Here is a 25,848-nt window from a genome sequence, read left to right on the forward strand (position 1 = left end):
TCGCTACGCCACGGGTTCGTCGTGCCGCGCGGATTCGAGCAGGTACGGTACGTCGATCACGGCGACCCCGGGGGTGAACAGCAGCCGCGCCTTGAGCCGCAGCGCGTTCTGGTTGTGCAGGGGCTGCTCCCACCAGTGGCCCACGACGTACTCCGGGATGACCACGGACAGCATGTCCGTGCCCTCCTTGGCGGCCTGTTCCTGCACGTAGGACAGGACGGGGCCGACGACCTCCCGGTACGGCGAGTGGAGGATCTTGAGCGGGATCCCCGGGTCGTGCTCGCCCCAGGCGGCGCGCAGCTGTTCCGCGTCCTCCTCGTCGGCGGCGACGCTGAGGGCCGTGAGGGTGTCGGGGCGCAGGCCGAGGGCGAAGCCGAGGGCTTTGAGCGTGGGGGCGTGCACGGAGGCGACGAGGACGACGACGTGGTGGCGGGCGGGTTTGCGCGGTTTGACGCCGGGGGCGACGGCGACCTGCCGGGCCACCAGGTCGTAGTGGCGGCGTACGCCCTTCATGCCGAGGAAGAGCAGCGGCATGGCGATGACGACGAGCCAGGCGCCGTGCGTGAACTTGGTGATCAGGACGATGACCAGGACCACCGCGGTCATCGCGGCGCCGATCGCGTTGATGGCGAGGCGGCGGTGGATGTGGACGCGCTCTTCGCGGCGGGTCTCGGGGGCCGCGAGTTCCTTGCGCCAGTGCCGGACCATGCCGGCCTGGGACAGGGTGAAGGAGACGAAGACGCCGATGATGTAGAGCTGGATGAGCCGGGTCAGCTCGGCGTCGAAGGCGACGATGAGGGCGATGGCGGCGAGCGCGAGGACCACGACGCCGTTGGAGTAGACGAGCCGGTCGCCGCGGTTGAAGAGCTGGCGCGGTGCGTAGCGGTCCTTGGCCAGGATCGAGGCCAGCATCGGGAATCCGTTGAAGGCGGTGTTCGCGGCGAGGATCAGGACGCCCGCGGTGACGGCCTGGAGCAGGTAGAAGAGGAAGTCCCAGCTGCCGAAGGTGGCGCGGCCGATCTGCGCGAGCGCGGTGGAGGTGGCTGTTCCGGCGGGCAGGCCCAGCTCGGTGGGGTCGGCGGCGACGTGCACCTTGTAGGACATCGCGAGCACCGTGATCCCGACGAACATGGTCACGGAGAGCACGCCCATGGCGGCGAGGGTGGTGGCCGCGTTGCGGGCCTTGGGCTTCTGGAAGGCGGGGACGCCGTTGCTGATCGCCTCGACGCCGGTGAGGGCGGTGCAGCCGGAGGCGAAGGCGCGCAGGGCGAGCAGGACCACGGCGAGTCCCGCGTAGGTCCCTTCGGCGGTGATGGGCAGCTCGGCTGATTCCGCGCGGATGGTGGTGCCGGTGCCCAGCCGGACGGCCGCGACCGCGAACATGATGTAGATGACGAGGACGAAGCCGTAGGTGGGGATCGCGAAGACCCGGCCCGACTCGCGCACGCCGCGCAGGTTCATCAAGGTCAGCAGCACCACGAAGCAGACCGAGAGGAGGACCATGTGGTCGTGCAGGGACGGGATGGCCGAGGTGATCGCGGCGACGCCGGAGACCACGGAGACGGCGACGGTGAGGACGTAGTCGACGAGCAGGGCGCTGGCGGCGGTCAGCGCGGCGGTCGGGCCGAGGTTCTCGGAGCTGACGATGTAGGCGCCGCCGCCGCCCGGGTAGGCGTGGCAGGTCTGCCGGTAGGAGGCGACGACGACCACCATCAGGAAGACGATGGCGGCGGCCGCGTACCAGGCGAGGTGCAGCAGGGTGACGCCGCCGAGGGCGAGGATCAGCAGGATCTCCTCGGTGGCGTAGGCCACCGAGGAGAGCGGGTCGCTGCAGAAGATCGGCAGGGCGAGCCGTTTGGGCAGCAGGGTCTCGCCCAGCCGGGCGGTGTCGAGCGGTTCGCCGACCAGCACCCGTTTCGCGTTGATGCGCCTCATTCATGCATGATCAGCTGTTCGTGACGGTTCCTGCCCGTTTTATGGGGCACCCGGGGGAAGCGCGGGAAACCCGCCGGGAAGCACCACGGCGGCCGGACCGCCGCGTCACATCCGGGCGGCCGCCGACTTGATGGCCTCGCGGATGCGGACGTACGTCCCGCAGCGGCAGATGTTGGCGATCGCGTCGATGTCCGCGTCCGTGGGGGTGGCGGTCCGCTTCAGCAGCGCCACGGCGGCCATGATCTGGCCGGGCTGGCAGAAGCCGCACTGCGAGACGTCCTGCTCCAGCCAGGCCTCCTGGACCGGGTGGAGGGTGTCGCCGTCCGCGAGCCCCTCGATCGTGGTGACCTCGCGCCCGGCGCAGGCCTTGACCGGCACCACGCACGGGCGGATGTCGGCGCCGTCGAGGTGACTGGTGCAGGCCTTGCAGACGTCGACCCCGCAGCCGTACTTGGGTCCGCGGATGCCCAGCAGGTCGCGCAGGACCCACAGCAGGGGCAGGTCGTCGGGCGCGTCCACGGTGACGCTCCGCCCGTTGACGGTGAAGGTGTGCGAGGGCACGGCGTACTCCTAGCGCGGGTAGGGGGTGAAGTCGACGTCGAAGTCGAGGGGGAAGCTGCGCGGCTTGGTGCCGGTGGCGCGCGCGTAGGCGTTGGCGATCGCCCCGACCGCGGCCGGTACGCCGAGTTCGCCCGCCCCGCCCGGCTCCTCACCGGTGGCGGGCAGGACGAAGACCCGCACGTCGGGCGGGGTGTCGCGCTGGAGCGCCCAGTGGAACTGGCTGTAACTGCCCTCCAGCGGGAGCCCCTTGTCCAGGTGCAGCCCGGCCCGCAGGGTGGTGGAGATGGCGTCGGTGAGCCCGCCGATCATCTGGGCCTCCAGCCCGCGCGGGTTGACCGGGCGGCCGACGTCCACGGCGATGACCGCCTTGGTGACCCGCACGTGCTGCGGATCGCGGGTGTCGATCTCGACCAGGCAGGCCGTGCGGGACTTGTACTCCTCGTGGAAGGCGATGCCCTGGGCGCAGCCCGCGGGCAGGGTCCGCCCCCACTGCCCCTCGGTGGCCGCCTTGTCGAGCACCGCGCGCTGGTCGGCCCGTTTGAGGAAGGAGCGCCGGAAGGCGTACGGGTCCTTGCCGAGCCGGGCCGCCAGCTCGTCCACCATGATCTCCTCCGCGCCCCGGGTGTTGGCGGAGTAGACCGAGCGCCAGGACCCGGTGGGGACACCGGTGGGCACCTCGGTGAGCAACTGGGTGGTGAGGCCGAAGTTGTAGGGGGACTTCACGGTGGTCAGGAAGAGGGTCTGGGCCAGGGTCGCGTTGCCGATGCCCAGCGGCAGGCTGGCGGCGGTCGCGGTGATGATTTCGCCCAGGCCGTGCCGGAAGTCGGTCTCGACGGCCGCGACCCGGTGTTCGAAGCTGAGCACCTCGCCGAGCGCGTAGGTGGCGCGGATCCGGTGGTGGGTGGCCGGGCGCATCCGCCCGTGCCGGGTGTCGTCCACCCGGGTCCACATCAGCCGGACCGGGCGGCGGCAGGCCTTCGAGACCCGCGCCGCCTCCAGGGCCGCGTCGAAGAACAGCCGGCGTCCGAAGGAACCGCCGGCCTGGACCACATGGACCGTGACCTTGTCGAGCGGCAGGCCGAGTTCGGCGGCGATGGTCTCGCGGGCGACGATCGGGGACTTCAGCCCGGACCAGATCTCGGCGCGGTCCTCGCGCACGTCGGCCACCGCCGAGTTGGTCTCCATCGGGGCGTGGCTGACGAAGGCGAAGTCGAACTCGCCGTCCACGTACGGGGTGAGCAGCGGCGGCAGCAGCGGCACCGGGTTGGCGGTGCGCAGCTTCGCCCGGACCTGGTCGTCGGAGAGCGCGTCGGCGGGCCCGGGACCCCAGGTGACCTGGAGGGCGGCCTTGGCGTCGATGGCCTGGCCGAAGGTCTCGGCGACGACGGCGACCCCGGTGGCGACGGTGACCACGTCCAGGACGCCCGGCATGGCCTTGACGGCGGCCAGGTTGGCGACGGAGCGGACGGAGCCGCCGAGGGTGGGCGGGCGGCGCAGGACGCAGGGCTTGGCGCCGGGCACGTCGAGGTCGAGGGTGTACTGCTGTTTCCCCGTCACCATGGCGCGGGCGTCGATCCGGCCGGTGGGCGTGCCGATCAGGGTCTGTCGCGCGGCGGGCTTCGGGGCGGCGCCGAGGACGATCAGACCCGGGTCGGCGGCGGCCGCGGCGAGGGCGCCGTAGCCGAGGGTACGGCCGTCGGGGGCGCGGACGGCGCCGTTCGCGGTGGTCAGGCCCGCGGCCGGGGTGTTCCAGCGGTGGGCGGCCGCGGCGACCAGGCGGGCGCGGGCGGTCGCGGCGCACTGGCGGACCGGTCCGTACAGCGAGCGGATCGCGTTGGAGCTGCCGGTGAGCTGGTTGAAGAGCAGCTCGGGGCGGGCGTCGTCCAGTTCGACGCGTACGGCGGCCAGCGGGGCGTCGAGTTCCTCGGCCACCAGCATGGCGACCGCGGTGGTGAGTCCCTGGCCGACCTCTTCGCGGGGCAGCCGGAACCGGATGGTCCCGTCGGCCTCGACGGTGAGCAGCAGCAGGGCGGAGGTCGGCGCCCCGGCCAGGATGAAGATGTCCCCGAGGTCGACCAGGTCCGCGATGGCGGGCAGGGTGGGGATGGCGGCGTGGGCGCTCTGCGGCGCGAGGGCGTCGGCCCCGGCGCGGGTCACCAGGGCGAGGGTGGGAGCGGCGACCAGGTAGGTGAGGAAGCCGCGGCGGCTCTGCCCCTGCCCCGTCGTGCCGCTCGCTCCGGTCGTTCCCGTCATATGGCTGCGCCCCGCCCTGTTCGCCGTACCCCACTTGGCTCATTACCGGCACGTAGAGTAGCGATCACCGCGGGTGCAGGGAAGTCATGGCCGGGACGCGGGGTCCTCCGTTCGGGGGGCGTGCGGCGGGGCGTCGTGACACGGGGTCCGGACGGACCGGTGGCGGGTCCCACTCGCACGGTTCGGCCGTACGCACGAATGCGCCGCGCCGGTCGGCGGATTCCGGCCAGTCCCGCGCCACCTCGCGCCACCCCACCCGCGCCACCCCACCCCACGTCCCCGGTGCGGCGCGCCGAGCCGCCCGTCCGGGCGGACCATGGAAGGAGCACCACCGCAGACACCACAGGACAGTGAGGAGGTGGAGCGCCGTGAGCTTGTTCATGGATGTCCACCAGGGCATGCACGGCATCACCGAGGAGCAGTTGTCGGCCGCCCACCGGGCGGACCTGGCGATCGAGGCCGAAGAGGGCGTGCACTTCGAGCGCGCCTGGGCCGACCCGGCGTCGGGCACGGTGTACTGCCTCTCCGAGGCGCCTTCGGCCGAGGCGGTCCAGCGGATCCACGAGCGGGCCGGGCACCCGGCCACGGAGATCCACCCGGTTCCGGTCAGCGTCTGACGCCCTGACCGGATCTGTTCGTACAGCCAAGGGGGGGCCGGGAGGCCTTTGACATATGACGGAGGCAGGAACGGCGCTGATGTTGCCAAACGGCTTACAGCCCATTGCCGTCTGTGCAACAGTCGTAACCGGTCCTTCCTTCAGACTTGGCCGTGCCGCGCCTGTATCGGAGTTCTCATGCCGTCCCACCTGTTCGCGGGCCGTCCCGCGCAGCCCCCCCGGCCCGGGTCGGTGGACGCGCTGATCACGCAGACCCGTCGGTTGCGCGGAGACGTGGACGCGGTGCGCCGCGACACCGTCGTGGACGACGACGACCCGCAGGGGCGCTGGCAGCGCGCGCTGTGCGACCTCGCCGTGCACCACCTCGACGACCTGGGCGAGCACCTGGGGCAGCTCAAGGAAGGCCTGCCCGCCATTCCCTCGCCCGCGAACGGGGCCCCGTACCGGACGGCCGCGCACCAGCCCGCGCCGGAGCCCGGCACGGAGCACGCGCAGCAGACCCGGGTCGGCAGCGCCGAGTGGAACCTGCTCACCGACGAAGTCAGCTGGTCCGACGAGCTGTTCGTGATCTTCGGCCGCTCCCCCGAGGCCGGCCCGCTCTCCCTGGACGAGCTGGGCTCCACCCTGTTCGTCGAGGACCAGCCCCTGCTCACCGCGATGGTGACGGCCTGTCTGGTCGACGGCAAGGCCATCGACGGCGAGTTCCGCATCGTCCGCGCGGACGGCCGGGTTCGCACCCTGCACATGCGCGGGGAGCCCGTGCTCGACGAGTCCGACGGCTGTACGGCGTCCATGTGGGCCGTCCTGCGCGATGTGAGCGACCTGCGGCGCAGCGAACGCGCGGTGCGCGAGACCCGCGACTCCCTCCAGCAGCAGCGGCAGATCGCCCAGACCGAACACCGCCTGGCGGTGGAACTCCAGGAGGCGGTCCTCCCCCCGTGGGGCGGCACCCTGCGCTTCCCGCACGCCGCCGCGGGCGCCCTGGACGTGGCCGCCCACTACCTCCCCTCGGCGACGAGCGCCCTGATCGGCGGCGACTGGTACGACGCCCTGGAACTGCCCGACGGGCGCTCCATGCTCACGGTCGGAGACCTGACCGGACACGGGGTCACCGCCACCTCGGGCATGGCGATGATGCTCGGCGCGCTGCGCGGCATGGCGATGGCCGGGATCGAGCCGGGCCCCCTGATGGGCTGGCTGAACCAACTGCTGGAGACCTCCGTCCAGCCCGCGCTCGGCTCCGCCGTGTGCTGCAGCTACGACCCCGCCCGCCGGGTGCTCTCCTGGGCCCAGGCCGGGCACCCGGCACCGCTGCTCTTCCGGGGCGGCCACGGCCGCGCCCTGCAGCCGCCGGAGGGCATCCTGCTGGGCGCGACCTCCGGGGCGGCGTACGGGCAGCGCGAGGAACGGCTTGAACCGGGCGACGTCCTCGTCCTGCACACGGACGGACTGACGCCGCGCAGCATCGAGTTCAGCCGGGCGGACGGCGCGGAGCGGCTGCTGGCGCTCGCACCCCGGTTCGCGGTGGCCCGCTCGGCCCAGGACTGCGTACGGACGGTCATCGAGGAGTTCGGCGACACCGGGCGCGAGGACGACGCGTGCGTCCTGGTCGCCAGGGTCGGGGAGTGAGCCGCACCATCCAAGAGGTGGTGGAGCAGAGGTCCGGGGCCGCGCCGACGGGCGCGGCCTTCGTCGTATCCGTGATCGTTTCCGTGGTCGTCACACCTGGGTGCCCCGGCCTCCTCGCACCGGACGCGTCGGCAGGGCCATCTTGATCTCCTGGCGCAGCTCGTCGATCCGCCCGTAGCCGGAGTACTGCCCGGTGAGGCGGTACATCTCGCGCAGCCGGTCCCATGTGCGGTGCGAGGAGGTCTCGTTCATGGAGACCAGCGCGAGCCGCGCGTACCGGTCGGCCTGCTCGGGGTCGTCGGCGAGGAAGCAGGCCGAGGCCATCGAGATGTAGTCGAAGATCTGCGAACGCTGGTGCCCGGACGCGCGCAGCCGCAGCGCCTCGCGGGCGTGCTGCTGGGCGATCGGCGCGGCGCTCGGATCGTGGTCGGCCAGGGTGCGGAAGGCCAGCGCCTGCATGCCGTGCAGGTCGGCCTCGTCGAAGTGCTGCATCCAACTGGGCGGCGGGACATCGCTCTTGTCGGAGACGAACAGGTCTTCGGCCTCGCCGAGGGTGCGCCGCATCGCCTGGCCCTTGCCCATCGCGGCCTGCGCCCACGCCTCGATGGTGTGCAGCATGGCGCGGGTGCGCGGCAGGGTCTCCTCGCCCGAGCCGGACTGGGCCAGCTTCATCAGGTCCAGGGCCTCGTTGGGCTTGCCCAGATGGACCATCTGGCGCGCCGCCCGGGACAGGGCCTCGCCGGCCCGGGGCCGGTCGCCGCCCTCGCGGGCCGCGTGCGCGGCGATGACGAAGTACTTCTGCGCGGTGGGTTCGAGGCCGACGTCGTGCGACATCCAGCCCGCCAGGACCGCCAGGTTGGCCGCCACCCCCCAGAGCCTGCGCTGGAGGTGGTCGGGGTGGTGGTAGGCGAGCATGCCGCCCACCTCGTTCAGCTGGCCCACGACGGCCTTGCGCTGGAGGCCACCGCCCCTGGAGGCGTCCCAGGCCCGGAAGACTTCCACCGAGCGCTCCAGCGCTTCGATCTCCTGGGAACCGATGGGCGCGGCCTCGTAGCGGTCGTAGCCCGCGGGATCGGCCTGGAACCCGTCCCCGCCGAAGCGTGGCGCGGGGGTGGCGGGCAGGGGGTCGGAGTGCAGCCAGTCGTGCATGGCGTTGGTGAGGGCGGAGCCGGCGGTGAGCGCGGCGCCCGCGCCCATCAGACCGCGACGGTTGAGCATGAGGTCCATTCCCGTGAATTCGGTGAGGACCGCGGCTGTGCGTTCGGGCGCCCACGGCAGGCCGTCGGGGTTCTCCTGCGCCCCGTCCTGCTGCCGTGGCGATGTGCGCCGCTGCCGTACGAACCCGAGGTCCTCGATGGTCACGACACGACCGAGCCGCTCGGTGAACAGGGCTGCCAGTACGGTCGGCACGGGTTCGCGCGGGGTCTCCCCCACGTCGATCCAGCGCCGTACCCGCGAGGTGTCGGTGGCCAGCTGGTGGTGGCCCATGGCCGCCGCCTGCCGGTTGACCATCCTCGCGAGTTCGCCTTTGGACCACCCGGCCAGCCCGAACAGATCGGACAGGCGGGTGTTGGGTCCTTTGCTCACGTCAAGCCCCCAGGTTCTCGGCTGAGTTGACAGTAACCCCCCGTCAGATGCCGAGCGACTATTCGCCAGGGTTCGCCAGGGTGCGCCAGATGGTGTGCCACCCACACCTGGGTGTCAGGTAGGAATGCGCCTCCCCGACCCGGTCACCGGCGGAACTCCCCAGGGTGATGTACGGGATCGAGCGGGGCGGCGTACGCAACTCGTCGGCGCACGAAGGGATCCGTATCATCATGTACGCAGCAACGTCCTCCGTGTCCGCGCCCGTCCGGCCGCACCGCACCTTCCAGGCGGGCGGCGGCCCCTACCTCGAGCCCGGCCGCCCCTCCAACCCGGCACAGGCCGCCGTACGGGCACGGCGGATGCCGGGCAACGGGGCCCAGCCGATCAGCGGCAGAATCGACCTCTCGGGCCCGCAGGGCGCGCAACTGCGCACCGCGCTCGCCTCGGTGCAGCGGATCTGTCCGGAGTTCGCGCCGGTGCAGGTGCTACGCCGCAGCGGCCGTTCGGTCCTCCTGGTGGGCACCACAGGACGGATGACGGCCGTCGCGAAGGTTTTACTGGACCATTCGCCGGAGTGGCGCGAGCGGTACCGGCACGAAATAGCGTCGTACCGGGCCTTCGTCCGGCACCGCCCGCCGGTCCGGGTGCCGCGGCTGATCGCCGCGGATCCCGAGAACTGCGTACTGATCGTGGAGCGGATGGCGGGCCGGGTCGCAGCACTGCAGCGGCACCCGGTCGAGGCCCCGCCGCGGCCGGACGTACGGGCGGCGCTGGGCGCGGTGTGCCGGGTCAACCAGTGGCGTCCGCCGGGTGAGCTGTTCGGCCGGCCGCTGGAGTACGCCTCGCGGATCTCGCGCTACCACGAGCTGGGCCTGCTGACCGACCGGGACCTCGGCGACCTGCAGAAGCTGCTGCACGGGCTGAAGATGGGCGGCGTGCAGCCGCAGTTCAACCACGGTGACGCGCTGCTGTCGAACCTGCTGCTCTCCCCCGCGGGGCCGGTGCTCCTCGACTGGGAGCACGCGGGCTGGTACCTGCCCGGCTACGACCTGGCGACCCTGTGGACGGTGCTGGGCGACGCCCCGGCCGCCCGCGGGCAGATCAGCAGGCTCGCCCAGTCGGCGGGCCCGGCGTCCCGGGACGCCTTCCTGGTCAACCTGATGCTGGTGCTGACCCGGGAGATCCGGATGGCGGAGACCGCGGTCCAGCGGTCGATCCTGGCGGCCGCCCCGGCCCAGCCGCTGCCCTCGGGCGCCCTGTCCAGCGGTGAGGAGCACCGCCTGCTGCTGCGCAGGCTGCACGACGACTGTGGGATGGCCCGCAGGGCGGTCCGGGCGGCGGTCGGCACGCGCTGACACCCGGCTCCGACGGTCCCGTGGTGCGCACACCCAGTGTGCGCACCACGGGATTTCGCACGTTCGGGAGCACTAGGGGGTATCTCGCCGCCCCTGCGCATGTCTTGACATCACATGATCCCCCGAACACCTTTTCTGACTCAGCATCAGAAATGCTGGAGAGCCGCCCTTCCTCCCCACACCGCTGGAGCCTGCCCATGTCCGACAGAGCGACCTCCCCTTCCCGGCGCGCGGTCCTGGCCGGCACCGGCGCCGGGATGCTGGCCGCCGGCCTGCCGTCCGCCCTCGCGCGCGCCGCCGACGTCCCCGTGCTCGGCGAGTACGACGTCGTGGTGGTCGGCTCGGGGGCGTCCGGGATGACCGCCGCGCTGACCGCCGCCGGGCGCGGCCTGAGCGTGCTGGTGGTGGAGAAGGCGCCCACCTTCGGTGGTTCCGCGGCGCGTTCGGGCGCCGGGATCTGGCTGCCGAACAACTCGGTGATCCTCGGGGCGGGGGTGCCGGACACCCCGGAGAAGGCCGCCGCGTACCTGTCGGCGGTGGTCGGGCCCGGCGTACCGGCCGCCCGTCAGCAGGCGTTCCTGGCGAACGGGCCGCGGATGCTGGACTTCGTCATGGCCCACAGCCCGCTCACGTTCCGGTTCATGGACGGCTACAGCGACTACTACCCGAACCTGCCCGGCGGCCTGCCGAACGGGCGCTCCATCGAGCCGGGGCAGATCGACGGGAACATCCTGGGCGCCGAACTCGCGCACCTGAACCCGGCGTACCTGCCGGTCCCGGCCGGGATGGTGGTGTTCAGCCAGGACTACAAGTGGCTCAACCTGGCGGCGGTCAGTGCCAAGGGCCTGGCGGTGTCCACCGAGTGCCTGGCGCGCGGCGCCGCGGCCGCGGCCTGCGGGCAGAAGCCGCTGACCATGGGCCAGGCGCTGGCCACGGGGCTGCGGGCCGGGCTGATCCGGGCGGGGGTGCCGCTCTGGCTGAACAGCCCGCTGGTGGACCTGGTGCAGGAGGGCGGCGCGGTGACCGGGGTGGTCGTGGAGAAGGACGGCGCGCGCGGGACCGTACGGGCCCGGCGCGGCGTGGTCATCGGCTCGGGCGGCTTCGAGCACAACGCCGAGATGCGGGCGCAGTACCAGCAGCAGCCGATCGGCACCCAGTGGTCGGTGGGCGCGAAGGAGAACACGGGCGACGGCATCCGGGCGGGCCAACGGGCCGGGGCGGCGCTCGCGTTGATGGAGGACGCGTGGTGGGGTCCCTCGATCCCGCTGCCGGGCGAACCGTACTTCTGTCTGGCCGAACGCACCCTGCCCGGCGGCCTGATCGTCAACGGGGCGGGGGCCCGGTTCGTCAACGAGGCGGCCCCGTACAGCGATGTGGTGCACGTGATGTACGAGAAGGACCGCGGGACGGGGTCGCACATCCCGGCGTGGCTGATCGTCGACCAGAACTACCGCAACAAGTACCTGTTCAAGGACGTCCTGCCGACGATCGTCTTCCCGGACTCCTGGTACCAGGCGGGCGCGGCGAAGAAGGCGTGGTCCTGGGACGCCCTCGCGGGCCAGATCGGCGTACCGGCGGCCGCGCTGCGCGCCACCCTCAACCGGTTCAACGCACAGGCGTGGAACGGCACCGACCCGGACTTCCACCGGGGCGACACCGCCTACGACCACTACTACACGGACCCGGGCGTGCAGCCGAACTCCTGCCTGGCCCCGGTGTGGGCGCCGCCGTTCTACGCGTTCAAGATCGTGCCCGGTGACCTGGGCACCAAGGGCGGCATCGTGACGGACGCACGGGCGCGGGCGCTGCGGGAGGACGGCTCGGTGATCCGCGGGCTGTGGGCCGCGGGCAACGCGAGTGCGGCCGTGATGGGCCACAGCTACGCGGGGGCGGGCTCGACGATCGGTCCCGCGATGACGTTCGGCCATGTGGCGGCGAACGACATCGCGGACGCGTGAGCGAATGCGCCCGGGGGCTCAGCCCTGCTGGAACAGCTCCGCGGGGAGCGGCTTGAGCAGCGCGTAGAGGTCGTCGGTGATCGGGCGGTCCCAGCTGGCGATGGTGACCAGGACGTTGTCACTGCGGTCGAACTGCACGCAGGAGATCCGGGACTCCGACAGCTTGACCTTGCGGACGATGAGGAGGTTGTCGCCCTGCATGACGGGGCAGTCCTCGGCGCCGGTGACCTCGACGTCCTCGTCGTTCTCCAGGGCCTGGAGGAGCTGGGCCACCTCGAAGGGGACCTCCTTGTCGGCCAGCTCACGGGCCGGGGAGCCCTCGGGGAGGTTGCCGATGATCATCGCGGGGCCGCGGCCGCCGAAGAGGTCGTAGCGCAGGAAGACACCCTGACAGCTGCCGTCGGGGGCGGGGAGCAGCCCGGCCCCGAGGTTGCCCGGCCAGTCGCCCGGGTCCATGGCGAGGACATCGAAGTCCGGGCCCGCGGGAGTGGCGGCGCTGCGGCGGCGGAGGAAGGACATGCGGCCATGGTACGTGGCCGCGTGAGTTTTCCGCCCCGGGGCCCCGAACCGCCCGGGAAGCGCCTCCGGAGCCGCCGTTCGGGCGCCCGGCCCGGGGCGCGCGGTCCGAGGTGCCCGGCCCGGGGGCGCGCGGTTACGGGCCGGGCACCACGGCGGCCGTCGCCGTGGCGGTGGCCGTGGCGGTGGCGGCTTCGGCTTCGGCGGCCACGCCGTCGGCCCCGCAGGACCTCGCCACCGCCGCCGCCCGCTCCAGCAGGGCCGGGTCCCGCCGGGCCACCCCCAGGTCCAGCAGCGAGCGGCACCGCTCGTACCCGGCGGGTGAGCCGTTCAGCAGGGTCACCGACTCCTCCAGCAGCGCCACCCGCTCCTCGGGCGGTCCCACCCGCGCCGCCACCCGCAGGGCGTGCCCGATCCCCGACGGCGCGCCGAAGACCCGGGCCCGCCGGACGGCGTCGGCGGCCAGCGCGCGGGCCCGTGCGGGCTCCTCGGCCGCCACGGCCTCGGCCAGGTGGAGCTGCCAGGGGCACCAGGCGGGGTTCTGGATGCCGCGCGGGGTGAGCCGCCGGTCCACCGCCTCCAACTCGGCCGCCGCCGCCTTGGTGTTGCCCCGGGCCAGCAGCAGTTCCGCGTAGACGGTCTGGGAGTCCGGGAAGACCACGGCGGCCGGGAACGGTTCGCCGTAGCCGTGGGCGCGCGCCAGGTCCCACGCCTCCTCGGCCCGGCCCCGGGCCAGCAGGGTCTCGATCAGGATGGCGATGGCGTACCAGTGCACGGGCGTACGGCGGCCCACGCGCTCGGCGAGCCGCAGTCCGGCCCTGGCCAGCTCCTCGGCCTCCACCAGCCGCCCGCCGCGGTAGCGGATGTACGCGCGCAGGCTGTACGCGAAGGACAGGTGCGCCCCGCGCCACCCCTGGCGCTCGAATTCGGCGGTGCCCGCCGCGAAGAGTTCCTCGGCCCGCTCGGGCCGGTCGGCGTACATGTGGGCCATCGCGGCCAGCACCGGGACCTCGAAGCCGCGGTCCTCGTGCGCCCAGCTGAAGCCGTCGCCCAGGGCTCGCCCGGCGTGGTGCAGGACCACGTCCACGGGTTCGCCGCGCAGCGTCGCGTCCCAGGCGCGCAGCCCGATCACGTACCGCTCGGTCAGGTCACGGCCGGTGAGCCGGTCGGCGAGCCGGGCGAGGCGGCGGGAGCGGGCCGGGGAGTCGGGTTCGGCGGCGTTGAAGGCGCCCCACATGAACTGTTCGGACTGCAGGCGCAGCCGCCCCCGGACGTCCGGGGTGCGGGGGATCTCCCGGGCCAGCGCCTCGCAGGCCTCGGCGAGCCGGTCGCTGTGCGCGAGCACCTGGGCGAGGCGGATCACGATGCCCTGGCGCAGCGCCGGGTCGTCGAAGGGTTCGGCGAGGGCGGCGCGCAGGTGGTTCACGGTGTTCGCGGGTTCGGTGAGCAGGGAGGCGCAGCCGAGTTCGTACAGGACGGCGGCCCGCTCGTCGAAGTCCGGGGGTTCGCGCAGGGCGCGGGCGAGCTGGCGGCGGGCGGCCTCGGGGGCTCCGGCCCGCAGGTTCTCGCGGGCGGCCTCGCGCAGGGTGCGCACCACCCAGGGGTCGTTGTCGGGGTGGGCTTCCAGGAGGTGGCGGGCGGCCGCGGAGGGGCCGAGTCCGCCGTCGACGACGGCGACGGCGGCCTGGCCGTGCAGGGCGACCCGCAGGCCGTCGGGGATGGCCCGGTAGATGGCGGTGGCGATCAGCGGGTGGACGAATTCGAGGCCGCCGTCGGGCTCGGGACCGCCGTCGGCTGCGGGCCCGCCCTCCTGTTCGGCCGCGGCGCAGAGGATGCGGGCGCCGCGCAGCCGTTCGGTGGCGTCGACGGCCTCTTCGGTGCCGAGCCCGGCCACCCGGGCGGCGAGGTCGCGCGGGATGGCCGTGCCGAGGACGGCGCAGGCCCAGGCGAAGCGGACGGTGGAGGGCCCCAGGCGTTCGAGGCGGGCCACCAGGCCGCTGCCGCGCTGGGCGGCGGCGAGGTCGCGCAGCAGTGGGGCGCTGGATTCGACGGGGTCGAGGCCGCGGTCGTGGACCTTGGCGCTCAGTTCGACGGCCTCGAAGGGGTTGCCCGCGGTGACGGCCCAGGCCTCCCGGCAGAAGGCGTCGTCGGCGTGGTCGCCGACCCGGTCGCGCAGCAGTGCGCCGACGGCGGCGGCGGTGAGCGGGGCGAGGCTGAGCGGGCGCCTGCCCGCCCGGCCGGGCAGGGTGCGGAAGGCGTCGGCGTGCGCGGGCAGTTCGTCGGGGCGGTAGGCGACGACGAGGAGCAGCGGGAGCTGTTCGGCGCGGGGGGCGAAGGCGGCGAGCCAGCCGAGTGATTCGGGGTCGGCCCAGTGAGCGTCGTCGAGGACGAGGACCACCGGGGCGCGCTGGACGGCGAGGTGGGTGAGGACCCAGTCGAGGCCGTCGCGCAGACCCTGCGGGTCGGGGGGTGCGCCCTCCTCGGGCGCGCAGAGGCCAAGGGCGGGGCCGACGATGGCGTACCAGCTGCCGAGGGCGGCGCGCAGTTCGTCCTCGGAGCGGCCGGCCAGCTGGGGCTGGATGAGCTGGCGGGCGACGTGGAAGGGCTGGTTCTGTTCCTGTTCGCCGCCGCGGGCGGCCAGCAGGGTGCAGGAGCGGGCGCGGGCGCGGCGGCGCACTTCGGCGAGCAGGGTGGTCTTGCCGAGTCCGGCGGGGCCGGAGAAGGCGAGGAGCGCGCCACCGCTGGTCCCCGGACCGGTTCCGGGACGGGGCGCGGCGCGGGCGCCCGTACCGGTACCGCGACGGGGTCCGGCGAGCTGGTCCAAGGCCTCGTCCACGGTGGCCAGTTCGGCTTCACGTTCGAACAATTCGCGCCGCGTACGGGTCCGGCGTTCCGTCATGACTGGTACCCCCCAGACCTGTTCGGGGGATCAGCGTACGCCCGCGTGACCTTGGCGGAAGCCCGTCGTTCGGGAAAGATCGGATTCTTTTCCGTACGGCGTCATTCAGCCGATTCGGCGGCCAGTGCCTCCAGAACCGCGACCGCCTCGGCGGCCCGTTCGACGGCCACGAAGAGGTGGTCGTGGTGGTAGCCGGCGATCACGTTGCAGCTGAGGCCGTGCGCGGCGAGGGCGGCGGCGAAGGCACCGGTGAGTCCGACGGCGTCGAGGGCGGAGTGGATGCGCAGGGTGATCCACCCGGCCACGTACTCGTACGCCAGTGCGGCCGCGTCGGCGTCCTCCTGGCGCAGCACCAGGGTCAGGCCCTCGGACTCCAGCACGGTGGCCACCGGGGTGACCCCGGCCGGGGCCGCCGGTCCGGGCACGGTGCAGAAGACGTACCGCCCCTCGTTCAGCTCGGGGCGCATGCCGCTCAGCAGTTTCCTCAGGTCGCTCTCTCCGCTCATGCCGACACCCTACCGATCGTCCCGCTATGACCGGTTCGGCGCCGTGGGCGGGGGCGCGCGGCGCCACCGGGGGCGGCGGCTCCGCGCCCCGGTGGTGCGCCGCGCTACGTCAGGTCGAACTCGCCGCCGCGCGCGCCCAGCACGAACTTGCGCCACTCGTCCGGCGCGAAGATCAGCGAGGGGCTCTCGGGCCGCTCGCTGTTGCGCATCGCGATGAAGCCCTCGACGAAGGCGATCTGGACGTCACCGGCTCCCCGGCTGCTCGACTGCCAGTCCGCCCCGCTGAGATCGAGGTCCGGCTTGTCCCAGCCGGCGAAGGGCTTCGAAGTCATGCTCTCGGCCACGTGCGTGCTCCTCCCGGTACTCCCGGTACGTCGTCCGGGGGCCAGGTTAACCACCACCGGCCGTGCCGGACAGGGCGCGGTGCGTCACCGGGCGGCGGGCCCGGCTCCGCTGTCCGGAAACCGATTTCCGTCCCAGGGGCCTCAGTTGGCCGGTTCCTCCGCTCCCACCAGCCACATCGCGAAGAACTGCGCACCGCCGCCGTACGCGTGCCCCATCGCCCGTCTGGCCCCCTCCACCTGGTGTTCTCCGGCCTGCCCGCGCACCTGGAGGGCGGCCTCCGCGAAGCGGATCATGCCCGAGGCGCCGATGGGGTTGGTGGACAGGACGCCGCCCGACGGGTTGACCGGGAGGTCCCCGTCGAGTTCGGTGACCCCGGCCTCGGTCAGCTTCCAGCCTTCGCCCTCGTCCGCGAATCCGAGGTTCTCCAGCCACATCGGCTCGTACCAGGAGAAGGGCACGTACATCTCCACCGCGTCGATCTCGCGGCGCGGGTCGGTGATGCCCGCCTGCCGGTAGACGTCGGCGGCGCAGTCCTTGCCCGCCTGCGGCGAGACGAAGTCCTTGCCCGCGAAGAGGGTCGGCTCGCTGCGCATCGCCCCGCCGTGCACCCAGGCCGGCGGCTTCGGCGAACGGGCCGCGCCCGCCCGGTCGGTGAGGATCATCGCGCAGGCCCCGTCGGAGGACGGGCAGGTCTCGGAGTAGCGGATCGGGTCCCACAGCATCGGCGACGCCTGGACCTTCTCCAGGGTGATGTCGTGCTCGTGCAGGTGCGCGTAGGGATTCTTGAGCGCGTTGCGCCGGTCCTTGTAGGCGACGAGCGAGCCGACCGTGTCGGGCGCGCCGGTCCGCCGCATGTACGCCCGCACGTGCGGGGCGAAGAAGCCGCCCGCGCCCGCCAGCAGCGGCTGCTGGAAGGGAACCGGCAGGGACAGGCCCCACATGGCGTTGGACTCGGACTGCTTCTCGAACGCCAGGGTCAGCACGGTCCGGTGGACCCGGGCGGCGATCAGATTGGCCGCGACCAGCGCGGTCGAGCCCCCCACCGACCCGGCGGTGTGCACGCGCAGCATCGGTTTGCCGACCGCGCCCAGGGCGTCGGCCAGGTACAGCTCCGGCATCATCACGCCCTCGAAGAAGTCGGGGGCCTTGCCGATGACGACGGCGTCGATGTCCGCCCAGGTCAGACCGGCGTCGGCCAGGGCGCGGACGGCCGCCTCGCGGACCAGTCCGGCGATGGAGACGTCGTGGCGGGCGGCCACGTGCTTGGTCTGGCCGATGCCGATGACGGCGACCGGTTCCTTGCCCGGGGTGCTCATGCCCGTTCCCCTTCCAGGACGGCGACCAGGTTCTGCTGGAGGCAGGGGCCGGAGGTGGCGTGCGCGACGGCCCGGTCGGACTCGCCGCGGTGGATCCGGGCGGCGGCCTCGCCGATCCGGATGAGCCCGGCCGCCATCACCGGGTTGGCCGCGAGCGCCCCGCCGGACGGGTTGACGCGCACGGCGTCGCCGAGCCCGAGGGCCTTGCGCAGCACCACTTCCTGGGCGGAGAACGGCGCGTGCAGCTCGGCGGTGTCGACGGGCGCGTCGAAGACCCCGGCGCGCTCGGCCGCAAGCCGGGTGGACGGGGAGTCGGTGAGGTCGCGCAGGCCCAGGCTGTGGGCCTCGATGCGGTGGTCGATGCCGGTGATCCAGGCGGGGCGCGCGCACAGGGCGCGCGCCGTGTCACCGGCCGCGAGGATCACGGCGGCCGCGCCGTCGCCGATGGGCGGGCAGTCGCCCGTGCGCAGCGGCCGGACCTGGTAGTCGCCCTGCGGGACGGCGCCGCTGAGCTGGGCGTGCGGGTTGCCGGTGGCGTCGGCCCGGCTGCGGGCGCCGATCGCGGCCAGCGCCTCCTCGTCGGTCTCCCCCGCGTCGATCAGCGCCTGCGCCTGGAGGGCGGCCAGGGCCACCGAGTCGGGCCAGAGGGGGGCGACGTAGTACGGGTCGAGCTGGCGGGTCAGGACGTCGCGGACGGATCCCGGGGAGGACTTCCCGTAGGCGTAGACGAGCGCGGTGTCGGCCTCGCCGGTCTGGATCTTGACCCAGGCCTCGTAGAGCGCCCAGGCGCCGTCCATCTCCACGTGGGACTCGGAGATCGGCGGCCAGGCGCCGACGCCGTCGAGGGTCATGGTGAACGAGAAGGCCCGGCCCGCCAGGTAGTCGCTGGAGCCGGAGCAGGTGAAGCCGATCTCCCCGGCCTTCAGCCCGGTCTGGGCGAGGACCCGGTGCAGGACCGGCATGACCATCTCGACTTCGCTCAGCTCGTCGGTGCGGCGCAGGTGGTCGCTCTGGGCGAAGGCGACGACCGCGACCTCGCGGGACGCGCGTGCGCGGGCCATCAGATCAGCTCCTTGTACACGTCGTAGTCGGCGTCGGGCTCACCGGTGGGCCGGTAGTGGTCGGGGTGGCTGCCGCCCTCGGTCCAGACCGGCTCCACGCGCAGGCCCATCCGGACCTGGTCGTAGGGGATGCCGCCGATCCGGCCGTGCAGGGCGAGACCGGCGCCGTCGAGGGCGATGTGCGCGTAGACGTAGGGGACTTCGATGTCGAGGTTGCGGGCCTTGATGTTGACGATGCAGTAGGTGGTGACGGTGCCGGCCGGACCGACCTCCACCCGGTCGGTGGTCGCGACGCCGCAGGTGGGGCACGCGCCGCGCGGGGGGACGTACACCTTGTGGCAGGAGGGGCAGCGTTCGCCGATGGTGCGGCGCTCGGCGAGCCCGTTGATGTACGCGGTCTGGGCGCGGCCGGGGCTGTAGACGTAGTCGAGGCGGGCCTCGGCGACGATGCCGGTGACCGCGTCCTCGAAGACGCCGTCGTGCGGCTGCCCGGCGGGAGCGGCCTCTCCCTCGTGCGGGTCCCCGTGCTCGTCCTCGTACGGTTCGAAGCAGGCGATGTCGGTGATCGCCCCGGTCCGCTCCGCGGCCCACCGGATCCGGACCCTCATCCCGCTGCGGACGGCCTCCGGGCCGGGCGCGTCGAGCGCGTGCAGCAGGGCGGTGTCGGCGCCGTCGAGCCGTACGAGCACCCAGGCGAAGGGGGTGGCGAGGGGCTGCTGGGGGCGGGGGTCGGCGTTCCAGGCCCAGGTCGTGACGGTACCGGTGGCGCCGACCTCGACGAGGTCCCGGATCTCCTCGGCGGTGACCGGGTCGTACTCGGCGGGCGGCACCATCACCCGGCCGTCGGCGGTCTTCACCCCGAGCACGACGCGCTCGCGCAGCCCGGTGAGGAAGGCGCTCTGCACGGGCCCGAGGGAGCGGGTGAAGGGGAACTCGACGACGAGGGGCGCGCGCAGCACGTCCGGTGTGGGGGCGGCTGTCATGGGTGCTCTCCGATTCTCCGGGGCAGACGGGAAGGTGACGACAGAGCCGACGCCGTCAGGCGCGGCGGTAGACCGGCGGTCGCTTCTCGGCGAAGGCGCGGGCGCCCTCCTTCGCGTCGGCCGTGTCGAAGACCGGCCAGCCCCGGGTGAGTTCGGCGGCCAGTCCCTCCGTCTCGGTCAGCTCGGCGCTCTCGTACACCGACGCCTTGACGGCCTCGACGGCGAGCGGCCCGCACGCGTTGACCAGTGCGGCGATCTCCAGCGCCTTCTCCAGCGCCGTGCCGTCGGGCACCACCTGCCCGATGAGGCCGATCCTGGCCGCTTCCTCGGCCCCGTACGGCCGCCCGGTCAGCAGCATTTCGAGCGCGTGCGTGCGCGGGATCTGCCGGGGCAGCCGGACCGTCGAGCCGCCGATGGGGAACAGGCCCCGCTTGACCTCGAAGAGGCCGAAGGTGGCGCCCGCTCCGGCCACCCGGATGTCCGTGCCCTGGAGGATCTCGGTGCCGCCCGCGACGCAGTAGCCCTCGACGGCCGCGATGACGGGCTTGCGCGGGCGGTGGTGGCGCAGCATCGCCTTCCAGTGCAGGTCGGGGTCGGCCTTCAGCCGGTCCCGGTACTGGTCGCCCGCCATCCCCCGGCCCGCGAGGGCCTTGAGGTCCATGCCCGCGCAGAAGTCGCCGCCCGCGCCGGTCAGGACGACCGACCGGATCCCGTCGTCCGCGTCCGCTTCGAGCCAGCCGTCGTACAGCCCGACCAGCAGCGGCAGCGAGAGCGCGTTCTTCGCCTCGGGCCTGTTCATGGTGAGCACCAGCGTGGCGCCGTGCCGTTCCACGGTCAGGTGTTCTGTCCCACCCATTGCCGTCCTCCCTCTCAAGACCTAGAACAGGTTGCAGGAGGGGCGGGTGCAGTTCAATAGTTTTCTGACACCCAGTCAGATTTCTTGGGTGGCACCCTTCCCACTTGGCAGGCACGGCGCTCTAATGGCCGCCGTGCCGCCCAGCGCGGCTCTGTCATGCGGATTTTCCGGGGTCAGGAGGAACGGTGGAGTACAACCTTGCCGACCTGTTCGAGTCGGTCGTCGACGTGGTTCCCGACCGCGAGGCCCTTGTGTACGTGGACCACCCGGGCACGGGCGCGGAGCGCCGCCTCACGTACGGAGAGCTGGACGCGGCGGCGAACCGGATCGCGCACCACCTGCTGGACAGCGGGCTGAAGGCCGGCGAGCACCTGGGCCTTCACCTCTACAACGGCGTCGAGTACCTGCAGACCGTCCTGGCCGCCCTCAAGGCACGGCTCGTCCCGGTCAACGTCAACTACCGCTACGTGGAAGAGGAACTGGTCTACCTCTACCGCGACGCGGACCTCGCGGCGCTCGTCTTCGACGCCGAGTTCACCGAACGGGTCGCGGGCGCCCTGCCGCAGACCGAGAAGCTGCGCCACCTCATCCGCGTGGGGACGGCTCCCGCCGACGCCCCGCACCTGGACGCCGTACCGTACGCCGAGGCCGAGGCGGCCGGGTCCGACGGGCGCGGCTTCGGCCCGCGTTCGCCCGACGACCTCTTCATCATCTACACCGGCGGCACCACCGGCATGCCCAAGGGCGTCATGTGGCGCCAGGAAGACCTGTTCTTCGCCGGGCTGTTCGGCGGCGAGCCCTCGGGGCAGCCGGTGCGGCGGCCGGAGGAACTCGCCGAGCGGGTCGCGAAGAACAGCCCCGGGCTGACCTTCTTCCCCGCTCCCCCGCTGATGCACGGCACCTCGACGCTGACCTCGTTCGTCGCCTTCAACTACGGGCAGCGGGTGGCGATCCACCGCAAGTACACGCCCGAGGACGTGATCCGCACGATCGCGAAGGAGAAGGTCTCCAGCGTCTCCCTGGTCGGCGACGCGATGCTCCGGCCGCTCATCGACGCGCTGCGCGGGCCGCTGCGGGGCGCCGACCTGTCGTCGCTGTTCAGCGTCTCCTCCTCCGGGGCGATCATGTCGGAGACGGTGCGCGCCGAATTCCAGGCGCTGGCCCCGCACGTGATGCTGCTGAACAACTTCGGCTCGTCCGAGTCCGGTTCCAACGGCCGGGCGACCAGCGACTCCGGCCCGGAGAAGGGGTTCCGGCTGGAGGTCAACGACCGTACGCAGGTGGTGGATCCGGTGACGCACGAGCCGGTGGCGGTCGGCGAACCCGGGCGGCTCGCGCAGCGCGGGCACGTGCCGCTCGGCTACTACAACGACCCCGTCAAATCGGCGGAGACCTTCTTCCGGAAGGGCGCGGAGCGCTGGGTGCTGCTCGGCGACATGGCGACGGTCGACGGGGACGGCATCGTCACGATCCTCGGGCGCGGCTCGCAGTGCATCAACACCGGTGGCGAGAAGGTCTATCCGGAGGAGGTCGAGCAGGCCCTCAAGTCGCATCCGGACGTCTACGACGCCCTCGTGGCCGGGGTCGCCGACGCGAAGTGGGGCAACCACGTCGCGGCGGTGGTCCAGGTGCGCGCGGGCGCGGCCGAACCCACCCTGGAGGAGATCCAGGTGCACTGCCGCACCCGGCTCGCCGGGTACAAGATCCCGCGCCAGCTGGTCATCGCGCCGAGCATCCAGCGCTCCCCCAGCGGCAAGGCGGACTACCGGTGGGCGAAGGCGGTGGCCTCGGAGGCGGAGCGGGCGCAGGCCTGACGCGGGCGAACCGGCGCGCGGGTCCGGCCGGGTCAGAGGTCGACGCGGAGTTCCGCGGCCAGGGCACGGCTCCAGTGCGCGAGTTCCTGGCGGCCGATGCCCTGGCCGAGCACCTCGGCCTGCTCGTCGGTCAGCCGCGGCGGTCCGGGATCCTCCAGCAGCCGGGACACCTCGGCCAGCAACCCGACCAGGCGCCGCGCGCCGGAGGCGCTCAGCCGCACCGATACCGCGGGGTCGATGACGGACATCGCCACGGCCTCCCTTCAGGGGGGTACCTGCTTCCGACGGTACGCCGACGGGCCCGCCGTCGCGCGGGAGGTGCCCTCAGACCCGCGTCCGCGCCCCCGCCTCCGCCTCCGCCCCTGCCAGGAACCGCTCCACCCGGGCCGCGAACCACGGCGCGTCGTCCAGCCACGGGAAGTGCGCCGCTCCCGGCTGGACGTCGTGGACCCCGTACGGGAACAGCGCGGCGATGCGCGCGGCCGGTTCGGGGCGGGGGTTGCCGTCCAGCTCCCCCGACAGGACCAGGACGTCGGCCGTGACCTCCTGGAGGGCGGCCCGGGTGGCGGGCGGGTCGAAGGCCTCGGGGGCGGCGTAGACGCCCGCCGCCTCCTCGTTCTGCTCCTCGACGCCGGCCGCCGCGTGGGCGCGGGCCGCGTCGTCCCACTGTCCGTAGAAGAGGGGCATGGCGAGGTCCCATTCCGCATCGCCGCCACCGCCGTCGAGGATGGTCCGGTAGGCCGCGATGGCTGCGTCGTACGGCTCCCGCCCGGCCCGCAGTTCGGCCGCCTCCAGCCGCAGCTCCGGGGTGACCGGTACGTCCAGCGCCCACGCCGTGGGGGTGACCAGGACCAGGGCGCGCAGCCGTCCGGGGTGGGCGGCGGCGTAGAGCTGGGCGAGGTTGCCGCCCGCCGAGTGCGCCAGTACGTCCATGCGTTCCAGGCCGAGGTGGACCCGCAGCGCCTCTACGTCGGCGACCTGGTGGTCCACCCGGTACGTCGCCCGGTCGGCCGGCACCTCGGAGTCGCCGGTGCCGCGCAGGTCGAGAAGGATCAGGCGGCGGGTCGCCGCGAGCCCGCCGAGGTCGCCCAGGTAGACGGAGGCCCGCATGGCCCCGCCGGGGAGACAGATCAGCGGTTCCCCCTCGCCCATGGAGCGGTAGGCGAGGCGGGTGCCGTCGTGGGCCGTGAAGGAACCGGAACGGGTGTCGGAGTGCGCGTCGGAACGCGTGTGCGAGAGGGACATGATCGCCATCCAATCAGGCGATCACTCGTTCGAGTCATTGATTTCCGCCACGGGCTCCGGCAGGCTACCGAATGATCGGTCGGTTGGCGTCGATGGGCTCACAACGGGGTGACGAGATGGCTGCTTCCCATGCTTCCGCTTTCGAGGACGGCGGTATCGAGGACCGCGGGTTCAAGGACCTCAGCGAAGGGCTGACCGCCGATGCCCTGGCGGAGCTCCAGCTGAGCCGCTTGCGCGCGACCCTGCGCCGCGCCTACGACCACGTCCCCTTCTACCGGCAGTCCTTCGACAAGGCGGGACTGCACCCCGACGACTGCCGTTCGCTCGCCGACCTGGCCCGGTTCCCCTTCACCACCAAGGCCGACCTGCGCGACAACTACCCGTTCGGGATGTTCGCCGTCCCCCGCTCCCAGGTGCGCAGGCTGCACGCCTCCAGCGGGACGACCGGGGCGCCGACCGTCGTCGGCTACACGGAGCGCGATCTCGACACCTGGGCCGAGGTGGTCGCCCGCTCGATCCGGGCGGCGGGCGGCCGCCCCGGCCACATCGTGCACATCGCCTACGGGTACGGACTGTTCACGGGCGGGCTCGGCGCGCACTACGGCGCCGAGCGCCTGGGCTGTACGGTCGTGCCCGCGTCCGGCGGGATGACCGCCCGCCAGGTCCGGCTGATCCAGGACTTCCGCCCCGAGATCATCATGGTGACGCCCTCGTACATGCTGTCCTTGCTGGACGAGATGGAACGCCAGGGCATCGACCCCCGGTCCACCTCCCTGCGGACGGGCATATTCGGCGCGGAACCGTGGACCGAGGAGATGCGCCGGGAGATCGAGGAACGGCTCGGCATCGACGCCGTCGACATCTACGGGCTGTCGGAGGTGATCGGCCCCGGCGTCGCCCAGGAATTCGCCGAGACCAAGGACGGGCTGACCATCTGGGAGGACCACTTCCTGCCGGAGGTGGTCGACCCGTTCACCGGCGAGGTGCTGCCGGACGGGGAGCCCGGCGAGCTGGTGTTCACCTCCCTCACCAAGGAGGCCATGCCCGTGATCCGCTACCGCACGCGGGACCTGACCCGTCTGCTGCCCGGCACCGCGCGGCCCGCCTTCCGCCGGATGGAGAAGGTGACGGGCCGCAGCGACGACATGATCATCCTGCGCGGGGTCAACCTCTACCCCACACAGATCGAAGAGGTCATCCTGCGGACGTCCTCGGCGGTGCTCGCCCCGCACTTCCAGCTCCGCCTCACCCGCGAGGGCCGGATGGACGCCCTCACGGTCCGCGCCGAGGCCCGCCCGGAGGCCACCCCTGCCGAGCGCGAGGCGGCGGCCGCCACCGTGGTCCGGGCGGTGAAGGAGGGCATCGGGGTCTCCGTCCGCGTGGAGGTGGTGGACCCCCACACCCTGGAGCGCTCGGTCGGCAAGCTGCAACGCATCGTGGACCTCCGGGGCCGTGAGGACACGCCTTCGGGCGGCTGAAACCGCCCCATCGGGCGCAATTCCGGGCCGCATCCGGGAAGCGGGGGGCGCGCGCGGGTAGGCCATGGTGCGTGACCCCGTCCCTCCGGCTGCTCCACGACCGGCTCCAGGCGTCCCTCGCCGGGCTGGCCTGGAGCCGTGGCCGGGAGATGGAGCTGATGCACCGGGCCATGGGCTTCGCGGCCCTGGGGTTCCTCACCCTCGTGCCGCTGCTGATCGTCGTGGCGGCAGCCTCGCCGGGCAGCGGCGAGGGGTTCGGCCGCTGGCTGGGGCAGGCCCTCGGGGTGAGCATGTCCTCGCGGGCCCGGGTCGAGGTCCTCTTCGGGACGGCGAACCAGGCGCTGGAGCGCACCACCGCCTTCGGCCTGGCGGCCCTGGCGGTCTTCGGCCTGACCTTCGGTTCGGCGGTCCAGACCGGGTACGAGAAGGTCTGGGACCTGCCGACCGCCCGCTGGCACACGATGTGGCGGCACGTCGTGTGGCTCGCCCTGCTCGTGTTCTACATCGCCCTGCTCGTCGTCATCCCCTCCCCCTCGGACGACGCGATCGGGACGGTCCTGGGCACGGCGGGCGACCTCTTCGGCACCTGCCTGTTCTTCTGGGGCTCGCAACGGCTGCTGCTCGGGGGCCGGGTCCGCTGGCGGGCCCTGCTGCCCGGGGCGGTGGCCACCAGCCTCGGTTTGCTCGGGCTGCGGATCTTCTCCCAGCTGGTCTTCTCCCCCCTCATCGCCTCGAACGCCGTCACCTACGGCCCCTTCGGCACCCTGCTGGTCGTCCAGTCCTGGCTCGTCGGCGTCGGCTTCGTCGTCTACGGCGGCGCGCTCGTCGGGCGCTTGGTCCACGAGCGCCGGACCCTGCGCCGCCTGTACGCGGACGGCCTCCTGTCAAGTGACGAATAGCCGGGGCTACGGGCCCACGCCTTTTGCGGGCACGG

The 25,848-nt window shown here is 72.9% G+C and carries 21 protein-coding genes; 7 read left to right on the top strand and 14 right to left on the bottom strand.

What is annotated here, in order from left to right; translation table 11 throughout:
• Positions 1-3: 3 nt before the first annotated feature.
• From OHS33_RS02280 to OHS33_RS02290, 3 genes are all read right to left on the bottom strand, one after another.
• Complete coding sequence (locus tag OHS33_RS02280) at positions 4-1,935, bottom strand: APC family permease (protein WP_330328680.1); 1,932 nt, start codon at positions 1,933-1,935, stop codon at positions 4-6.
• A 105-nt stretch (positions 1,936-2,040) separates the two neighbouring features.
• Positions 2,041-2,496 carry a (2Fe-2S)-binding protein gene (locus tag OHS33_RS02285; protein WP_330328681.1) on the bottom strand — a complete coding sequence of 152 codons (456 nt, stop codon included), beginning with the start codon at positions 2,494-2,496 and terminating at the stop codon, positions 2,041-2,043.
• Positions 2,497-2,505: 9 nt separating this feature from the next.
• A complete protein-coding gene (locus tag OHS33_RS02290) occupies positions 2,506-4,749 on the bottom strand; it encodes a xanthine dehydrogenase family protein molybdopterin-binding subunit (RefSeq protein WP_330328682.1) in 2,244 nt (747 codons plus the stop codon).
• Positions 4,750-5,117: 368 nt separating this feature from the next.
• On the opposite strand from OHS33_RS02290, the gene OHS33_RS02295 reads away from it, so the two are divergent.
• On the top strand, positions 5,118-5,366 hold the full coding sequence (locus OHS33_RS02295) for an SCO4226 family nickel-binding protein (protein WP_330328683.1): 249 nt from the start codon (positions 5,118-5,120) through the stop codon (positions 5,364-5,366).
• 177 nt (positions 5,367-5,543) lie between these two features.
• Entirely contained in the window at positions 5,544-6,995 is a 1,452-nt protein-coding gene (locus tag OHS33_RS02300; protein WP_330328684.1) for a PP2C family protein-serine/threonine phosphatase, read from the top strand.
• A gap of 90 nt (positions 6,996-7,085) precedes the next feature.
• Here OHS33_RS02300 and OHS33_RS02305 read toward each other — a convergent pair whose 3' ends face one another.
• Complete coding sequence (locus OHS33_RS02305) at positions 7,086-8,582, bottom strand: DNA-binding protein NsdB (protein WP_330328685.1); 1,497 nt, start codon at positions 8,580-8,582, stop codon at positions 7,086-7,088.
• A 230-nt stretch (positions 8,583-8,812) separates the two neighbouring features.
• Between OHS33_RS02305 and OHS33_RS02310 the strand changes: the two genes are divergently transcribed.
• Both OHS33_RS02310 and kstD read left to right on the top strand, forming a co-directional pair.
• Complete coding sequence (locus OHS33_RS02310; RefSeq protein WP_330328686.1) at positions 8,813-9,937, top strand: aminoglycoside phosphotransferase family protein; 1,125 nt, start codon at positions 8,813-8,815, stop codon at positions 9,935-9,937.
• Positions 9,938-10,134: 197 nt separating this feature from the next.
• Complete coding sequence (kstD, locus tag OHS33_RS02315; protein WP_443065187.1) at positions 10,135-11,895, top strand: 3-oxosteroid 1-dehydrogenase; 1,761 nt, start codon at positions 10,135-10,137, stop codon at positions 11,893-11,895.
• An 18-nt stretch (positions 11,896-11,913) separates the two neighbouring features.
• Here the strand turns inward: kstD and OHS33_RS02320 are convergent, their stop codons facing one another.
• The 8 genes from OHS33_RS02320 to OHS33_RS02355 all read right to left on the bottom strand — a co-directional run bounded on the left by OHS33_RS02320 (position 11,914) and on the right by OHS33_RS02355 (position 20,377).
• Positions 11,914-12,414, bottom strand: coding sequence for a hypothetical protein (locus OHS33_RS02320; RefSeq protein WP_330328687.1), 501 nt, complete (start codon positions 12,412-12,414; stop codon positions 11,914-11,916).
• A 133-nt stretch (positions 12,415-12,547) separates the two neighbouring features.
• Entirely contained in the window at positions 12,548-15,310 is a 2,763-nt protein-coding gene (locus OHS33_RS02325; protein ID WP_330328688.1) for an ATP-binding protein, read from the bottom strand.
• A 101-nt stretch (positions 15,311-15,411) separates the two neighbouring features.
• Positions 15,412-15,816, bottom strand: coding sequence for an ACT domain-containing protein (locus OHS33_RS02330; protein ID WP_330328689.1), 405 nt, complete (start codon positions 15,814-15,816; stop codon positions 15,412-15,414).
• A gap of 104 nt (positions 15,817-15,920) precedes the next feature.
• Positions 15,921-16,148: a DUF397 domain-containing protein gene (locus tag OHS33_RS02335; protein ID WP_443065406.1), complete on the bottom strand. Its 228-nt coding sequence runs from the start codon at positions 16,146-16,148 to the stop codon at positions 15,921-15,923.
• Between the two features lie 153 nt (positions 16,149-16,301).
• Positions 16,302-17,477, bottom strand: a complete 1,176-nt coding sequence (locus OHS33_RS02340) for a thiolase domain-containing protein (RefSeq protein WP_330328691.1) — start codon at positions 17,475-17,477, stop codon at positions 16,302-16,304.
• The gene (locus tag OHS33_RS02345; protein WP_330328692.1) at positions 17,474-18,538 is read right to left on the bottom strand and encodes a thiolase domain-containing protein; all 1,065 of its coding nucleotides are present in this window, start codon (positions 18,536-18,538) and stop codon (positions 17,474-17,476) included. Before OHS33_RS02345 ends, OHS33_RS02340 begins: the two co-directional genes overlap by 4 nt.
• Complete coding sequence (locus OHS33_RS02350; RefSeq protein ID WP_330328693.1) at positions 18,538-19,521, bottom strand: Zn-ribbon domain-containing OB-fold protein; 984 nt, start codon at positions 19,519-19,521, stop codon at positions 18,538-18,540. Before OHS33_RS02350 ends, OHS33_RS02345 begins: the two co-directional genes overlap by 1 nt.
• Positions 19,522-19,576: 55 nt before the next feature.
• Positions 19,577-20,377 (bottom strand): crotonase/enoyl-CoA hydratase family protein, encoded by an 801-nt coding sequence (locus OHS33_RS02355; RefSeq protein ID WP_330328694.1) that lies wholly within the window; start codon positions 20,375-20,377, stop codon positions 19,577-19,579.
• 185 nt (positions 20,378-20,562) lie between these two features.
• Between OHS33_RS02355 and OHS33_RS02360 the strand changes: the two genes are divergently transcribed.
• Positions 20,563-22,191: an acyl-CoA synthetase gene (locus tag OHS33_RS02360; RefSeq protein WP_330328695.1), complete on the top strand. Its 1,629-nt coding sequence runs from the start codon at positions 20,563-20,565 to the stop codon at positions 22,189-22,191.
• 32 nt (positions 22,192-22,223) lie between these two features.
• Here OHS33_RS02360 and OHS33_RS02365 read toward each other — a convergent pair whose 3' ends face one another.
• Together OHS33_RS02365 and OHS33_RS02370 are read right to left on the bottom strand one after the other, a co-directional pair.
• Positions 22,224-22,439 carry a hypothetical protein gene (locus OHS33_RS02365; RefSeq protein WP_330328696.1) on the bottom strand — a complete coding sequence of 72 codons (216 nt, stop codon included), beginning with the start codon at positions 22,437-22,439 and terminating at the stop codon, positions 22,224-22,226.
• A 76-nt stretch (positions 22,440-22,515) separates the two neighbouring features.
• Positions 22,516-23,436, bottom strand: a complete 921-nt coding sequence (locus OHS33_RS02370; protein WP_330334871.1) for an alpha/beta fold hydrolase — start codon at positions 23,434-23,436, stop codon at positions 22,516-22,518.
• Between the two features lie 116 nt (positions 23,437-23,552).
• Between OHS33_RS02370 and paaK the strand changes: the two genes are divergently transcribed.
• Together paaK and OHS33_RS02380 are read left to right on the top strand one after the other, a co-directional pair.
• Positions 23,553-24,914 (top strand): phenylacetate--CoA ligase PaaK, encoded by a 1,362-nt coding sequence (gene paaK, locus OHS33_RS02375; protein ID WP_330328697.1) that lies wholly within the window; start codon positions 23,553-23,555, stop codon positions 24,912-24,914.
• 149 nt (positions 24,915-25,063) lie between these two features.
• On the top strand, positions 25,064-25,813 hold the full coding sequence (locus OHS33_RS02380) for a YhjD/YihY/BrkB family envelope integrity protein (RefSeq protein WP_443065407.1): 750 nt from the start codon (positions 25,064-25,066) through the stop codon (positions 25,811-25,813).
• Positions 25,814-25,848: the final 35 nt, after the last annotated feature.

Origin of the sequence: Streptomyces sp. NBC_00536 (assembly GCF_036346295.1) — a bacterium.
Classification (GTDB): domain Bacteria; phylum Actinomycetota; class Actinomycetes; order Streptomycetales; family Streptomycetaceae; genus Streptomyces.